The organism is Nostoc sp. C052 (genome assembly GCF_013393905.1).
Lineage (GTDB): Bacteria > Cyanobacteriota > Cyanobacteriia > Cyanobacteriales > Nostocaceae > Nostoc.
Genome location: NZ_CP040272.1, coordinates 7,359,649 through 7,375,306, shown reverse-complemented (window position 1 = coordinate 7,375,306; position 15,658 = coordinate 7,359,649). Strand labels below are relative to the sequence as shown.

At 43.4% G+C, this 15,658-nt stretch carries 9 protein-coding genes; 6 read left to right on the top strand and 3 right to left on the bottom strand.

All coding sequences use genetic code 11. From position 1 onward, the window contains the following. Window positions 1-623: 623 nt before the first annotated feature. The 3 genes from FD723_RS30425 to lepA all read right to left on the bottom strand — a co-directional run bounded on the left by FD723_RS30425 (window position 624) and on the right by lepA (window position 6,918). Window positions 624-1,811, bottom strand: coding sequence for a glycosyltransferase family 4 protein (locus FD723_RS30425; RefSeq protein WP_179068673.1), 1,188 nt, complete (start codon window positions 1,809-1,811; stop codon window positions 624-626). A 222-nt stretch (window positions 1,812-2,033) separates the two neighbouring features. Further along, window positions 2,034-4,700, bottom strand: a complete 2,667-nt coding sequence (locus FD723_RS30420) for a PAS domain S-box protein (protein ID WP_179068672.1) — start codon at window positions 4,698-4,700, stop codon at window positions 2,034-2,036. Window positions 4,701-5,106: 406 nt separating this feature from the next. Then, window positions 5,107-6,918, bottom strand: coding sequence for a translation elongation factor 4 (gene lepA, locus FD723_RS30415; RefSeq protein WP_179068671.1), 1,812 nt, complete (start codon window positions 6,916-6,918; stop codon window positions 5,107-5,109). Between the two features lie 577 nt (window positions 6,919-7,495). Between lepA and FD723_RS30410 the strand changes: the two genes are divergently transcribed. The 6 genes from FD723_RS30410 to FD723_RS30385 all read left to right on the top strand — a co-directional run bounded on the left by FD723_RS30410 (window position 7,496) and on the right by FD723_RS30385 (window position 15,346). Continuing rightward, the gene (locus tag FD723_RS30410) at window positions 7,496-7,732 is read left to right on the top strand and encodes a hypothetical protein (protein WP_179068670.1); all 237 of its coding nucleotides are present in this window, start codon (window positions 7,496-7,498) and stop codon (window positions 7,730-7,732) included. A 172-nt stretch (window positions 7,733-7,904) separates the two neighbouring features. Next, the gene (locus FD723_RS30405; protein WP_179068669.1) at window positions 7,905-9,665 is read left to right on the top strand and encodes a cell wall metabolism sensor histidine kinase WalK; all 1,761 of its coding nucleotides are present in this window, start codon (window positions 7,905-7,907) and stop codon (window positions 9,663-9,665) included. A 606-nt stretch (window positions 9,666-10,271) separates the two neighbouring features. Beyond that, window positions 10,272-10,502 carry a NifU family protein gene (locus FD723_RS30400; protein WP_012408256.1) on the top strand — a complete coding sequence of 77 codons (231 nt, stop codon included), beginning with the start codon at window positions 10,272-10,274 and terminating at the stop codon, window positions 10,500-10,502. Window positions 10,503-10,580: 78 nt separating this feature from the next. Next, on the top strand, window positions 10,581-12,815 hold the full coding sequence (locus tag FD723_RS30395) for a glycoside hydrolase (RefSeq protein WP_179068668.1): 2,235 nt from the start codon (window positions 10,581-10,583) through the stop codon (window positions 12,813-12,815). Between the two features lie 309 nt (window positions 12,816-13,124). Further along, the gene (locus tag FD723_RS30390; protein WP_179068667.1) at window positions 13,125-13,751 is read left to right on the top strand and encodes a DUF1003 domain-containing protein; all 627 of its coding nucleotides are present in this window, start codon (window positions 13,125-13,127) and stop codon (window positions 13,749-13,751) included. Between the two features lie 116 nt (window positions 13,752-13,867). Continuing rightward, window positions 13,868-15,346: an alpha-amylase gene (locus tag FD723_RS30385; protein WP_179068666.1), complete on the top strand. Its 1,479-nt coding sequence runs from the start codon at window positions 13,868-13,870 to the stop codon at window positions 15,344-15,346. The last annotated feature ends 312 nt before the right edge of the window (window positions 15,347-15,658 follow it).

Sequence of the window (15,658 nt, the reverse complement as noted above, 5' to 3'; positions counted from 1 at the left end):
TGAAGTTGCTGAGGGACTGACAAATAAAAAAACATCCCAAATTTTCTTGTGTGGTGGGCAACATGAGCGCCCTAAATCCGGGATGGGTGGAGACACCCATCTCACAAGATGGATAATTTATTTCTTGGAAGTCCCTAACTCAAAGCGATCGCAAGACAGTTGTATAGAAGTGAACTATAAGAATCTGGTTTGATTCGGAGAATTTACTTGCGTGGACAAAATTTCTATATGTGGATTCATACTGCAATTGAGCAACGTCAAAACCAGGTGAAATTTGTACTGCTGAAGAAATTACAGCAGTGCCTCTTGTAGAATTATCAAAAGATGATTAGGAATTTATGCAGACTTTAACAAAGTTTACATTTATTCACTTACAGCAGTTTGCAAGTAAATGAGGTACAAAATGCTGGACTCCAGATTCAGAGATAAACCAATACGCTTGGGTTAAGGGCTACTGGCAACAATTTTGGGTTTTCGAGACCCGATAAATCGCCGTCAAGACAAGTGTTTTGTTGCTCATTCTGAACTGTATTGAGATATAAACAGTTTCAATCTCCTGTCTGGTGCCTCAAAACCAGTAGCTTTTGTACTTCATGCAAAAGAAAACTGCTGTATTTGATTGATTACCACATAATTTGCGATCGCTCTTGCACAACTTGCTGATAAACTCGATCGGTTTGCTTGGCTAACTTTGGCCAGCTAAAGCGCCGTTCTAAATCTTCATAAGCGTTATCTACCAGCCATTGGCGATAACCTGGATTTTTCAACACTTCCAAAATTCCCCAAGCTAAAGAATCGGGATTGTTCACCCAAGTTACAATGCCTGTTTTGGTATGTTGCACGACTTCAGGAAAACCACCAGTATCAGAAACTACTACAGGAACACGAGAAGCAAAGCTTTCTAAAGCCACAATTCCAAAGGGTTCGTAAAGACTTGGAAAAACCGCGCAGTCAGCGACGGTTTGAAATTTATCTAAGTATTCATCGGAGAGAAAACCCGTAAAATAGCAATGATGCCAAATTCCCAAATCCCAGGCTTGGCGTTTGAGATGGTCAGTATTGCCGCCACCAACGATCACAAATTTAACATTACCTCCCATTTCTGAAAGTATCTTAGGTGCGGCATTGAGCAATATAGGTACACCTTTTTCGTAGGTCATGCGACCGAGGTAATAAACAATTTTCTCTTCGTCTGCGGCAAATTGGCGGCGAAAATCTAGAGCATGAAAATCTATATGATGCTGTTTCTTTTCGGCACGGATACCGTTATAAATGACATCGATTTTATCCCAAGGACTATGTAGCGCTCGTTCTACTTCTTGGCGCATGTAGTCGCTACAAACAATAATTCGCCAAGCATTGTAAGCCAGCAAGGTTTCTTTGCCATTTATATAGCCTTGGATGTCTGTGTGAATACCGTTGTAGCGTCCGTATTCTGTAGCGTGAATTGTGGCAATTAGTGGTATTTTAAAATTATGCTTCAGAGCGATCGCAGCGTCTCCGACTAACCAATCATGGCCATGAATTAAATCAAAGGGCCCTTCCTCCAAAATCAACTTCCCACCATGATCTCCCATACTCAGGTTGAGATTGACTACCCAGTGGAAAAAGTCGTTACTATGTGCTACTGGTACTCGATGTACTTTTACTCCCTCAACTACCTCATACATCGACGCTTGACCAAACTCCGCTGTAATCAGGTGGATTTCATGTCCTAGCTTTACCAACTCCGGGTACAATTCCGCTACATGCCGCGCAATTCCCCCAATAATCCTTGGTGGAAATTCCCAACTCAATACCAGTATCTTCATCTACTAGACTCCCCGATGCATTACAAATATCTAATATCTAAACAACTACATTTACCTAAAAATACAGGTCTAGCGAATGTAGTGAGTACTTTTACTAAAATTTTTAGATTTTTTAACAGTGATTTCATTAAAGGTTATCAACTGTAGGCTAAGGATAGGAAGTAATATGCTACTAATTCGTAATTCGTAATTAGGACTATTGCCTGTTTTGCAACTCAGGCTTTAAGAAGGAGTAACGACGGAAACAGCATGAAATCGATCGCGCCCTTGCTGTTTAGCGATATAAAGTGCTTTATCTGCTGCATTAATCAAGTCTGGCGGCGAAATTTCGGAATTTGGTACAATGCTGACAACGCCTAGACTAACGGTAACGCGATCGCACACGCGAGACTGAGCATGGGGAATGGCTAAGTCGCGGATTGCTTGTCCAATAATTTGAGCTACACAGATTGCTCCTTGAATATTTGTATTAGGCAGAATGACCGCAAATTCTTCCCCACCGTAACGGGCGACTAAATCGGCTGGACGCTTGACAATATTTTTCAGGGCACTTGCTAATTGCCGCAAACAATCGTCCCCCGCTAAATGACCATAAGTATCATTGTAGAGTTTAAAAAAATCGACATCGAACAAAATTAAAGACAGTGACACTTGTTCGCGTTTGAGTCGATGCCACTCAGCTTCCAGATACTCATCAAATCGGCGGCGATTGGCTATTTGAGTCAAGCCATCTAGGGTAGCTAATCTTTGCAATTCTTCATTGGCAGCTTGCACTTGCTGGTAGAGTACTGATTGATGAATCGCGATCGCTACCTGACTTGCCAACTGCTGCAATAAATTAACTTCAAATTCTTGCCAGTAACGAGGTGCTACACACTGGTGAACAATGAGTAAACCCCATAAATGATCCCCATTTAAAATCGGCACTATTATAGCAGCTTTAATCTGATAGAGTTGTAATAACTCAAAAAGATTGGCTGAAAAATCAGACTCCTGAATCTCATGGAAGACTTTCGGTAATCCCTGGTAATAGTCGCTAAAATCTCGGTTCAGCGAAAATGGGTGCATTGTCAGTTCTAATCTCTGAGGATAGTCATCACGAACTGATTCGGCCGCAAAATGTCCATTTCCGTCAGATTCTAACTGGTAGATAGCTACGGAATCTGAACCCAAGCACTGGCGAATACTGTTGACTGTTGTATTCAGAACTTCTTCCAAATTCAGTGATTGTCGAATCTGTTGAGTTACTTCAGTAATTAGCCGTTCTCCCTCAGCCTGCTGTCGCAACATCACTTCAGCTTCTTTACGAGTACTAATATCTTCTACCGAACCAAGAATCTGCGTTGGAGTGCCGTTAGCATCTCTAGTAAATACTACTTCTCGTGTATTCAGCCAACGCCACTCTCCATTTTTGTGTCGGAATCGGTATTCGGTAGAAAGTACTTCATTATCTTGAAGGTGGACAAAGCGAGTTGATAAGTTATGGCAGAGGTGTTGATCGTCTGGATGAAAGCAATTTATAAACCACTGGGGATCGGCGTTACAAAATTCTTCTGGAGAGTAGCCTAAAACTGTCACACTCTTCTCGTTCAGATAAACACTTGTTCCTTTTAAAAGGTCAAACAGATACAAAATATGCGGTACACTATTAGCAACCTTTTGCAGAAAGTCTTGGCTTGAGCGCAATGCTTCTTCAGCTTTGTAGCGTTCATGCAGGGCAGCTTGATATTCAGTAATATCTCGTCCCTCTGAGATGAGTAATGTCACACGCCCGGTTTCATCGAGTATCGGACGTACTGAGAAATCAATTGCGATCGCTTCCCGATCTCGACCTAAAACTTCAACTTCATAGCGAATGGATTCACCATTAGCAGCATCTGCGATCGCAGCTTTTAATTGCGATTGGGTATTTGGAGAATTTGTCCACCACTTTGCTTCCCAAAATAGCTTGCCAACTACTTCTTCTCGAGCAACTCCAGCAAAATCTAGTGCTGTTTGGTTAGCTTCTAATACAATTCCATCCGGCTGAAGCAATCCAATAAATTGAATAGTTTGATTGAAGATCGCCCGGAATTTTTGCTCATTTTCACTTAAAGCTTGTTCTACCAATTTGAGGTCAGTAACATCTCGTCCAACAGATTGAAGTTCTACAATTGTTCCCCGGTCATCAAATATCCCACGAACAATCCACTGTGTCCACCGTATCCCTTGGCAAGTTATGGCCCGATTTTCCAGGGTAGTCATGGGATTTTCTAAACTAATGGAATTTACCAGACTCAATACACGTTCCCGATCTTCTTCAAACACAATCGGTTCGTAGTGTTGGGCGATAATCTCTTCTTGCTTCAGTCCAAAAAATCGACAAAAAGCTTCATTAACGTAGGTAAAAGTGCCATCGGGCAAGCATCTAGCAATCAGTTCTGTTTGGTCTTCAAGTATGGCACGATAACGCGCTTCGCTTTCTTGCAGTGAGGCTTCTACCTGTTTGCGTTCGCTAATATCAAACACTAAACCCTGAAGTACCTGAGTTTCTCCATCGGCACATAAAACGAGATTGGCTTGGTTTCGTACCCAAATTGTTTTGCCATCGCGCCTGATCATCCGATATTCGACACTCAAAGGCTCTCCGGTGTCAATTGTAGTCTTTACAGCTTGCCAAAAGCGATCGCGATCGTCTGGATGAGTGAAATCTAACCAACTTTTGAAGAAACCAGAATTCCAGTCTTCGGGGGCAATGCCTAATAACTGTTGCAGTTGTGGACTAATATAAGCTTCTTTAGTTGTGTCATTAATGGGTGAGACATAAACAACACCGGGAATTTGTTCTACCAGAGTGCGATACTTTTGTTCTGCCTCAGAGAGTTGTTCTTGGGCTTGCTTGCGACTCATGATGTTTTGAATTTCTAAAATAAATTATCATTTTTTCTGTTAGAAATCCCGCACTAGAGACACACTTAAGAATGATTAAACCTACCAACAGCAGGCTGGAACTCATTTGAGGCTTTTGTAATGAAAATTAATGAACGTTGAAGAAGAATACAGAATTCAGAATAACAAAATTTGGTGGGGGACTGAAAATAGTAGATTTAGACGCTCTTGCTAGTACAGCACGGCGTAAATAAACAGACCATTTCAAATAGTGTAAGAGCTTGGAATACAATTCTTTTGATTTTTGACTTCCGCCTTGCGGTACTAGCTTGCTTCTTTGCAGGAGTACGCGGACTCGCTTTGCGTAGCGATATCCGCCACTCTGACTCCTGAATTCTGACTCCTGAATTCTGACTCCTGACTCCTATTAGTTTTGATCTAACCGCAGTACTGCCATAAAGGCTTCCTGGGGTACATCTACAGTCCCTACAGATTTCATCCGCTTTTTACCTTTTGCTTGCTTCTGTAAAAGTTTTTTCTTCCGACTGATGTCACCACCGTAGCATTTGGCTAGCACATCTTTCCGCAAAGCCGGGATATGTTCACTGGCAATAACTTTACTACCAATAGATGCCTGAATTGGCACTTTGAATTGATGACGGGGAATTAATTCCTTGAGTTTTTCTGCCATTGCCCGCCCGACGTTGTAAGCTTTATCTCGATGCACAATCATCGCCAAGGAATCCACAGGATCGCCGTTAATCATGATATCCAGCTTCACCAAAGGATTTTCACGGTAGCCGATGATGTGATATTCCATACTGGCATAACCGCGCGATCGCGATTTCATCTGGTCGAAAAAGTCAGTTACAACTTCCGCCAAAGGTAACTCATAAGTAAGGGTGGTTCGTCCTTGGGTGAGATATTTCATATCTTTGAAGATGCCACGGCGATTTTGTGACAACTCCATCAAGCTGCCAACATAAGTTTCTGGCGTAATCATCTCTACTTGGACGTAGGGTTCTTCAATTCTTTCGCGATCGTTGGGAGAAGGTAAACGGCTAGGATTATCGATGTACAGTTCCTCACCTTTGAGGGTAATCACCTTATAAACTACCGAGGGCGCTGTAATGATTAAATCTAGGTTATACTCTCGCTCTAAGCGTTCCTGAACAATTTCCATGTGCAGCAAACCCAAGAACCCACAACGGAAGCCAAAACCCATCGCGCTGGAAGTTTCTGGTTCATAGTGTAGCGCTGCATCGTTGAGTTCTAGCTTTTCCAAGGCTTCCCGCAAATCTTCAAATTGATCGGCATCAATGGGGAACATCCCGCAAAAAACCATTGGGTTCGCTTCTGCGTAACCTGGTAAAGGTGACTCCGCTTTCGCCTTACTGAGGGTAATTGTGTCTCCTACCCGTGCATCAGCGACAGCTTTAATTGCCGCTCCCAAATAGCCTACTTCCCCGGCGTGCAGTTCATCAACTTGCTTTTGAGTGGGAGAAAGGACACCCAACTCATCAATTTCAAATTCTTTACCTGATGCCATTAAATGGATGCGATCGCCTTTTTTCACTGTGCCATCCATCACCCGGAAATAGACAATCACTCCCCGGTAACTGTCGTAATAGCTATCAAAAATTAACGCTCGTAAGCGCTCATTTATGGTATTGGGCGGTGGCGGTATCCGTTCAACAACTGCTTCTAAAATCTCATCAATTCCAATTCCTTCTTTAGCAGAAGCCAGAATTGCACCACTACAATCTAGACCGATAATTTCTTCAATTTCGCCAATTACCCGTTCTGGTTCAGCCCCCGGCAAATCGATTTTATTCAAAACCGGAATAATTTCCAGGTTACTCTCTAACGCTAAATATACATTCGCCAAAGTTTGTGCTTCCACACCTTGGGACGCATCTACTACCAATAGCGCTCCTTCACAAGCAACAAGAGAGCGAGAAACTTCATACGAGAAATCCACATGCCCAGGAGTGTCAATTAAATTCAGTACATACTGCTGACCATCTTTAGCTGTGTAATTCATCCGGGCAGCTTGCAGCTTAATCGTAATGCCGCGCTCCCGTTCCAGATCCATGTTATCGAGAAACTGTTCCTTCATCTGTCGGTCTTCAACAGTGCCAGTAGCTTGTAGCAAGCGATCGGCGAGGGTTGATTTCCCGTGGTCGATGTGAGCAATAATACAAAAATTGCGAATGCGAACTGCGGGAACGTCAGTCATATACTATCTTTGCCTTAGCAGCAACCAAAGTTAAAAGGGTAATTTACTTAATGTATTTTAATGCTTTCTTAGCCAAGACGCTCCGCTTTTAGTGCTGAGTTCCGAGTACTGAGTGGGGAGTTAGGAGTTAGGAGTTATTATTCTTCCCCTGCTTCCCCTGCTTCCCCTGCCTCCCCTGCCCCTCTTGCCCCCTTCACCCCATCTTTAACTTTCGATCTCAATAGGTGGACTTTTAAGAATATTATGAAAGTCTATTTGTCGTTGCTAGTATTCAACAGCTAGGAGCGTACAATAAATGTAAATAAGTACATGTAGGGATCGTGTAGCGATCGCGAGCAATTGCGACCTGTAATTGCTCAAAATCACTGATTTATCAGCAACTCTTCTAAAGTCATTGTCTAGTCAGTTATATGAAAAATGCGATTTGAAACTTTAAGCTGTTACTTTGGTGCTATTTCAGGGAACTATTTAACTGTGCCCTTAAAGATTTTTCAGTAAATTAGCCCAAATGATGAATATAACTACTTTACAAAGCTTTAGACCAAACCAATTCAGAGAATTCAGAGTATATAAACCTATGAATATGCAAGAAAAAACTACCGAAGCGGGAAACACACAAACCGATAAGGTAGAAATTGCTGTCCGCTTGGACTCAGAGTTACTAGAGCAAATTCAGCATCTTACGAATGACCCAAGTAAGGTAATTGAAGTTGCGATTCGCCAGTGGTTGCGGGGTGAAATCCTCAGAGATGACGAACTAACGCGCACACCTGTGCGTACTCCTGTTCCTCCTCGCGGCGAATGGAACGATTGACGCCATTAGTCAACTGTCAATGCAAGTCAAAAAAGTAAAGTTTGCCAATCTGGTTTTCAGAACGCCAAAAAATACGCAATCAAACACAAAAAAGCTGTAAAAATTTATGTATAAATTTGAGCGGCTTTAGTAAAATTACGGTCGGACACCCTTTGTCTATCCAACTCAATTAATGACTATTACTGCCAATTCCCAATTGCCGAATGTATTTTCCCAAAATCTGGAATCTATTACCAGTAAGACTGACGGCTTATTACCAACTCTAGGAGCCGAGTTGATTTATACGCAAGATGGGGCAGGACGCTATCTGACCTTTTGTTGGCAGTACAGCGAACTTCTGGGGTTAAATACTGAAAAAATAGTTGACGATCTAAACCAGACTCAAACCTTTGCCCCGGTGGATAAGGTTAGTTATTTGGAACGATTGCATCGAATTTTGACAAATTTAGTGCCAGAAAGGTTTCAGTGTTGGTTTAGCTACCACCAGGAATTATTTGAGTTGGACTTAGTGATTAGTCCGATTATGCCGAGTTTGGGAACCACTGCCACTACAGTTTTAGTAATGGGACGCTTAGTGCAAGCGACACTCAACAAAAAACAAGCGCGTGTGGCATCAAAAACACCCACACAGATAGAGTTGGCTCTACGTTCACAGCAACACCAAAAACTCGTAAATCGCATTACCAGAAATATTCGCCGGACATTAGATTTAAATATTATTTGGCAGCAAACAGTTGACAGTTTGGGGAAAGCATTGCGGCTAGAGCGCTGCATTATTTGTCCTTATCAGCCCTCAAGCTCAAAAGTGCAAGTAAAGGCTGAGTATCGCCAGCCAGACCTCAAATCAATGCTTGGCTCAGACATAGATATCGCTTCTGAGGCTGCCTTTGCTCAAGCCTTGACAACTCTAGAACCAGTTGTGATGGAAGTGGCTGGATATATGGGGTCTGGGCGGCAGAAAACTTTGGTGGTTGCGACTTGTTATCAAGACCAAGCCAATGGATTGATTGCCTTGAATTGGCAAGATGAATGCTACACATTAACAGAATCGGAATTAGAACTAGCCAAAGAAGCAGCAGATCAATTGGGAACTGCGATCGCACATGCTACTTTATATGAAGAATTAGAAATAGCGCGTCAAAAAGCCGAAGAAGCTTCCCGCCTCAAAAGTGAGTTTCTGGCCAATGTATCCCATGAAATTCGTACCCCCCTCAACGGGATGATTGGCTTTTTGAAGCTGATTCTGGAAGGGATGGCTGATGACCCAGAAGAACAAAACCAGTTTTTAGCAGAAGCTCACCACTTATCGATACATCTGCTGAACATCATCAACGACATTTTGGACATTGCCAAAATCGAAGCCGGCAAAATGGAGCTAACTTATGCGCCAGTCAAACTAGATGAGCTATTCAGTCATGTAGAAGGTTTCATGCGTCCCCAAGCACAAATGAAAAACCTCAGCTTTCGGATGCAAATGCCTGCTACCTCCGATGAAATCATTGTCCAAAGCAACTATCAACGGTTGCTACAAGTGATGCTTAATTTGGTGAACAATGCCATCAAGTTCACCCATGAAGGCGGCGTTACTGTCAGTGCCGATTTAGTACTCAAAAAGGCGAACTTTCAAGATCAGCAATTTCCTGGCATGGTGAGAGTACGTGTAGCAGACACAGGTATTGGTGTTTCTTTAGACAAACAAGATAAACTATTTCAATTATTCTCTCAGGTGGATGGCTCCCGCACTCGCCAGTACGGCGGCACAGGTTTGGGACTGGTAATATCCCAGAAGTTAGTGGAGGCTATGGGCGGCGAGGTACATTTTTATAGTTTGGGTGAAGGACTTGGCTCAACAGTCACATTCACGGTGCCACTATATCAACAACCAGTTATGGTTTCGTCTAATGATAGCGACTCAACAAGTAGTGCTGAGTAATGAGTGCTGAGTCATGAGTAGGATTCCTTACTCACAACTCGGAACTGTTTTGCCCCATGCCTAATATGGTTATTAAATAATAATTACTAAAAAACTTTAAAGTTTAAAACTCAAAACCCAGTATTACCAAGTATCCAAACTCATGACTCAGTACTCATTACTCAGCACTCTTGAGGGGTATTGGAAAAAAACCTTCCTTGTCTTCACCTCCTTGCATTCTCTTCAGTACTTTAAACGCTAAAGTAGAGTAGGAGGGCTTGCACTACGAATTGTTCAGCTAATCTAACTATCAAGTTGCTAAAATCAGCAGTGGTTTAGTCAAAAGTCATTAAAAACTGACACCTGACAATCTAGCGGCAATTAGATTTAGGATCGATTTAACAAAGCTGAAAAATAAAATTTTGGATAATGGCAAATGAGTAACAGCGCATCTGGTCAAGGGATCATGATTATTCAATGCCCAATGCCCCTCAAAAGTGCTGAGTGCTGAGTGGGGAATCTCATTTCTTTACTCAGGACTGGGAACGGGCTAAATGCCCCATTACCGCTAACGGAACTCAGAACTGTTTTGCCCAATGCCCATCCCTAACTTAGCAGGTCTAAACTATGGAACTCACAATTGACAACGTTGAAACAGTTTTAGATGAAATGCGCCCTTATCTTATGTCTGATGGCGGCAATGTGGAACTCGTAGAACTCGATGGGCCTGTTGTAAAACTGCGGCTACAAGGTGCTTGTGGTTCTTGTCCCAGTTCTGCAATGACCCTAAGAATGGGGATTGAGCGCCGTCTTAAGGAAATGATTCCCGAAATTGCAGAAATTGAGCAAGTGGTGTAAAAGTTAGGAGTTAGGAGTTAGGAGTTATGAGTTTTGAATCAACTCCTAACTCCTCATTCTTAACTCCTAACTATTCCTATGTCCCATCCTCTCTACATTGCTTTTATCTGGCATCAACATCAGCCGCTGTACAAATCCCCTGGCAGCGGCGTTTCGCTATCTTCGAGTCAGCACTACCGTCTACCTTGGGTACGTTTACATGGGACTAAAGATTATTTGGATTTAGTATTGCTCTTAGAGCAGTATCCTAAATTACACCAAACGGTGAATTTAGTTCCATCGTTGATATTGCAACTAGAAGATTATATTGCTGGCACTGCTTTTGACCCTTACCTCACGGCCAGTTTGACACCAGATGAACAACTCACCCAGCAACAGCGAGAATTCATCATCCAACACTTTTTTGATGCCAATCACCATACTCTGATTGACCCTCATCCCCGCTATGCTCAGTTGTACTACCAAAGGCAGGAAAAAGGGCAAGCTTGGTGTTTAGCAAATTGGGAATTGCCAGATTATGGCGATTTGCTAGCTTGGCACAATTTGGCTTGGATCGATCCGCTATTTTGGGATGACCCAGAAATTGCTGCTTGGTTAAAACAGGGACGGAATTTTACTTTAAGCGATCGCCAGCGCATTTATTCCAAACAGCGAGAAATTCTCAGCCGGATTATCCCCCAACATCGGAAAATGCAGGAGGCGGGACAGCTAGAAGTTACTACCACGCCTTACACTCACCCGATTTTACCTTTACTAGCTGATACTAACTCTGGACGAGTAGCTGTGCCCAATATGACACTACCAAAGCAACGCTTTGAGTGGGCAGAAGATATTCCCCGCCACTTGCGAAAAGCTTGGAACTTTTATCAAGAACGCTTTGGACAGATCCCTCGTGGTTTGTGGCCTTCGGAACAATCAGTAAGTCCAGCAGTACTTCCACACATTATTAACCAAGGCTTTAAGTGGATATGCTCAGATGAAGCCGTCTTAGGATGGACGCTGAAACACTTTTTTCATCGGGATGGGGCGGGGAATGTGCAGCAACCAGAATTGTTGTACCGACCGTATCGCCTACAAACCGCCGAGGGTGACTTGTCAATCGTGTTTCGCGACCACAGATTATCAGATTTGATTGGCTTTACTTATAGCGCCATGCCAGCAAAAAAGGCAGCAGCAGATTTAGTGGGACATTTGCAAGCGATCGCTAAAATGCAAAGAGATAGTCATAGCGAACAACCTTGGCTAGTTACCATTGCTTTGGATGGTGAGAATTGTTGGGAATTTTATCCCCAAGATGGCAAACCCTTCTTAGAAGCTTTGTATCAAAGCTTGAGTGATGAACCCCACCTCAAACTCGTTACTGTCTCCGAATTTCTCGAAGAATTTCCAGCCACAGCCACCATCCCCGGAGGACAACTACATAGTGGTTCTTGGGTAGATAGCAGTTTCACCACTTGGATCGGCGATCCCGCCAAAAATCGTGCTTGGGATTATTTGACAGAAGCAAGAAAAATGCTGGCAAGTCATCCCGAAGCAACGGAAGAAAACAACCCCGAAGCGTGGGAAGCATTGTATGCCGCCGAGGGTTCCGACTGGTTTTGGTGGTTTGGTGCAGGACACTCGTCAAATCAGGATGCCATCTTTGACCAGTTGTTTCGAGAACATCTGTTTGGCATTTACAAAGCATTAAATGAACCCGTACCGCCCTATCTTAAGCAACCAGTAGAAAACCACGAAGCACAGGCAAACCACGCCCCACAAGGGTTTATTCATCCTGTGATCGATGGTAAAGGTGATGAGCAAGATTGGGACAAAGCTGGACGCATAGAAATCGGCGGGGCGCGGGGAACGATGCACAATAGCAGCGTCATCCAGCGACTTTGGTATGGGGCCGATCACTTAAATTTCTATTTGCGGCTGGACTTTAAAAGTGGTGCTGCACCAGGACAGGATTTGCCAACAGAGTTGAATCTACTGTGGTTCTATCCAGAAAAAACAATGGTCAATAGCCCAGTCCCCTTAGCAGATGTACCAGATGCAGCCCCACTCAATTATCTTTTCCACCACCTTTTAGAAGTTAACTTGCTGACGCAATCGATTCAGTTTCGGGAAGCTGGAGACAATTATCAATGGCAGCCCCGTTTTAGTCGCGCTCAAGTAGCCTTAAATAGTTGTTTAGAGTTGGCAGTACCGTGGGCAGACTTGCAAGTACCGCCAGATTATTCTCTGCGCCTGATTGTGGTACTTGCAGATGAAGGGCGTTTTTCCAACTACTTGCCAGAAAATGCTTTGATTCCCATTGAGGTGCCTTAGAACTCAATACCCTTGGTTTTACGAAATACCTATTAGGGGCGTACATCTGTATGCCCCTAAAGTCGATTTATGAAGAATGGGAAGGGGGAAAGGTAAAAACCGTACTGCGTCCCGCTCCGCTAACGCCCGCAAGTGGCGTGACCTGTTCATCCCTTTCCCCTTTCCCCTTTCCCCTTTAACCTTTTATTTGAAAATCATATTTAATTTTTCTAGTTCTAAATCTAAATAATCGAGCAGTATTGGGATGCGACGCGATGTCGGTGGAAGATAAGCAATAATCGAGTAACATCCAGATTCAGGAGTTGGTGCATGACCGATGACGCAGACGACACAGCGAACAGACACTTCAATTCAGATGCTAACAAACTCAAAGACAAAGCTTCTCGAAATCAAGTGATCACGGTTCCATTACCAGACCCGATTGCAAAAAATATTGAAGCGATTATTTCACTTCATGCCCAGGAAGTTCGAGATATTCCCGTCCATCAGCGGATACTAGAAGCGATCGCTACATTCTTTGGGCGATCGATATTTATGTATAGTTTGCTAATCATATTGGCTATCTGGATTTTTAGCAGTTTTTTCGATCGCTTTTTGCCATTCAATCTCCCCTCGTTTAGCTGGTCAGGTCAAGGCTTAGACGCAGCGTCATTGGTGATCTCAACCGGAGTACTGGTACGACAAACTCGCCAAGAAAACTTTGCCGAACAACGGGCGCAATTGATGCTACAGCTTAACCTGCTCTCCGAGCAAAAAATTGCCAAGATTATTGCTTTATTAGAAGAACTCCGTACCGATTTGCCTGATGTGATAAATCGACTTGATTCGGAAGCGAAATCGATGCAGGAACCGGCTGACCCGATCGCAGTATTGGAAGCACTCCAGAAAAACTTAGCTGAAGAACTGTCAGCCACAGAAGAAAACAATATAACTTGAGCGCAGTTTTTTAGAGACTTTTTTATCTCTTGAGGGGGAAGCACGAAACAAAACTTAAGATGTAGTCTTGACCATAACAATCCAAATTAACAATATATCTTACCAGAGGGATACACATGGCTCAACTGAATGGTGTAATGATGCAGTACTTCCATTGGTATATCCCTCCAGATGGCAATCTTTGGAATGAATTTAAAGATAAAGTCAAAGAGTTAGCTGATGCAGGTGTTACATCTGTTTGGCTACCCCCAGCTTACAAAGGAACAGGGGGTGGCTACGATGTCGGCTATGGAGTCTATGACATATACGATCTAGGCGAGTTTGACCAGAAAGGCTCGGTTCGGACAAAGTACGGCACAAAAGACGAGTATATCGCTGCTGTTAAAGCGGCAAAAGCTGCTGGCATTCGAGTGTATGCAGATGTTGTGCTTAACCACAAGTTAGGTGCAGATCAAGAAGAAGAAGTGGAAGCAACGCCCTATAGTCCAGACGATCGCACCCAGCCCATCGGTGAGATGCAAACAATTAAAGTGTGGACTCACTTTACCTTTCCAGGTCGCCAAGGCAAATACTCCGATATGGAATGGCACTGGTGGCACTTCGACGCGGTTGATTACAACGTTTACAACGAAGGCGAGAACGCAGTTTATCTATTCAAAGATAAAAAATTTGATGATAACGTTGACCTGGAAAAAGGCGCTTTCGACTATCTTATGGGATGCGATCTGGATATGGAAAGTGCAGAAGTTCGCGAGGAGTTGAATCGCTGGGGTGAGTGGTTTGTAGAAACCACTGATGTAGATGGCTTTCGTTTTGATGCCGTTAAACATGTTAGAGCTGGCTTTTTCCCAGAATGGCTGCAACACTGTCGCCAAAAGGCTGGTCGCGATCTTTTTGCCGTCGGTGAGTATTGGTCTTATGAAGTTGAAGCGCTGCACCATTTCATTAGCGTCACCGGTGGCGATGTGTTGCTGTTTGATGCGCCATTGCACTATAACTTTAGCGCTGCCAGCAAACAAGGCAATGACTACGATATGCGGCAGATATTTGATAACACCTTGGTGCAACAGCAACCTGCTTTAGCCGTCACCTTAGTTGACAACCATGATTCTCAACCCTTGCAGTCGTTGGAATCTGTAGTGGAAGGCTGGTTTAAACCGTTAGCTTATGCGTTGATCCTACTGCGAAGTGAGGGTTATCCCTGTATCTTCTATGCGGATTACTATGGTGCTAATTACAAAGATAAGGGGCCAGATGGCAATGAGTATGAGATTTGGCTCGATAGTCATAAATGGATAATTGATAAATTTTTGCACGTTCGTCAAACCTATGCCTATGGCGACCAATACGATTACTTCGATCACGCCAATACAATCGCCTGGACACGCTTAGGAGATGAAGAACATCCTGGCGGTATGGCAGTTGTTCTGAGTAATGGAGGAGAAGGGACTAAGTGGATGGAAGTTGGGCAACCCAACAGCACTTACATTGATATTACTGAACATATCAGCGAACCTGTGACAACGAATGATGAGGGCTGGGCTGATTTTCGATGCAGTGCTGGCTCTGTTTCTGTGTGGGTTCCACAATCTTAGTCGAGGTTTTAGTAGCATTCATCCAGAAAGTTATAGCATTTCCCAACCTAGTAAGGTACACCCGTAACCTGGATTTCTCACGCATAGTGTAGGCTTCAGGGGAAGAGGAGTGTGGGGAGTGTGGGGGGTAAGACTTCTTCCCCATCCTCCCACACCTCCCGTACCCCTTGCGGTATAATGTTGTACTTCATCTGAATGAGAACCGCTATACGCACTTGACAAAATACTGCTTAAAAGAGAAATTAAGCAGTATTTTGTGGATAAGCCACAACCCTTATTATTCCGTTACAAAGCAATTGAAAATTGCCTCAA

Excerpts from the sequence above, each read along its gene's own strand:
- FD723_RS30400 (WP_012408256.1), top strand. The coding sequence starts at position 10,272 with ATGGAACTCACAATTGACAACGTTGAAACAGTTTTAGATGAAATGCGC.
- FD723_RS30405 (WP_179068669.1), top strand. The coding sequence starts at position 7,905 with ATGACTATTACTGCCAATTCCCAATTGCCGAATGTATTTTCCCAAAAT.
- FD723_RS30425 (WP_179068673.1), bottom strand. The coding sequence starts at position 1,811 with ATGAAGATACTGGTATTGAGTTGGGAATTTCCACCAAGGATTATTGGG.
- FD723_RS30410 (WP_179068670.1), top strand. The coding sequence starts at position 7,496 with ATGAATATGCAAGAAAAAACTACCGAAGCGGGAAACACACAAACCGAT.
- FD723_RS30395 (WP_179068668.1), top strand. The coding sequence starts at position 10,581 with ATGTCCCATCCTCTCTACATTGCTTTTATCTGGCATCAACATCAGCCG.
- FD723_RS30385 (WP_179068666.1), top strand. The coding sequence starts at position 13,868 with ATGGCTCAACTGAATGGTGTAATGATGCAGTACTTCCATTGGTATATC.
- FD723_RS30420 (WP_179068672.1), bottom strand. The coding sequence starts at position 4,700 with ATGAGTCGCAAGCAAGCCCAAGAACAACTCTCTGAGGCAGAACAAAAG.
- FD723_RS30390 (WP_179068667.1), top strand. The coding sequence starts at position 13,125 with ATGACCGATGACGCAGACGACACAGCGAACAGACACTTCAATTCAGAT.
- lepA (WP_179068671.1), bottom strand. The coding sequence starts at position 6,918 with ATGACTGACGTTCCCGCAGTTCGCATTCGCAATTTTTGTATTATTGCT.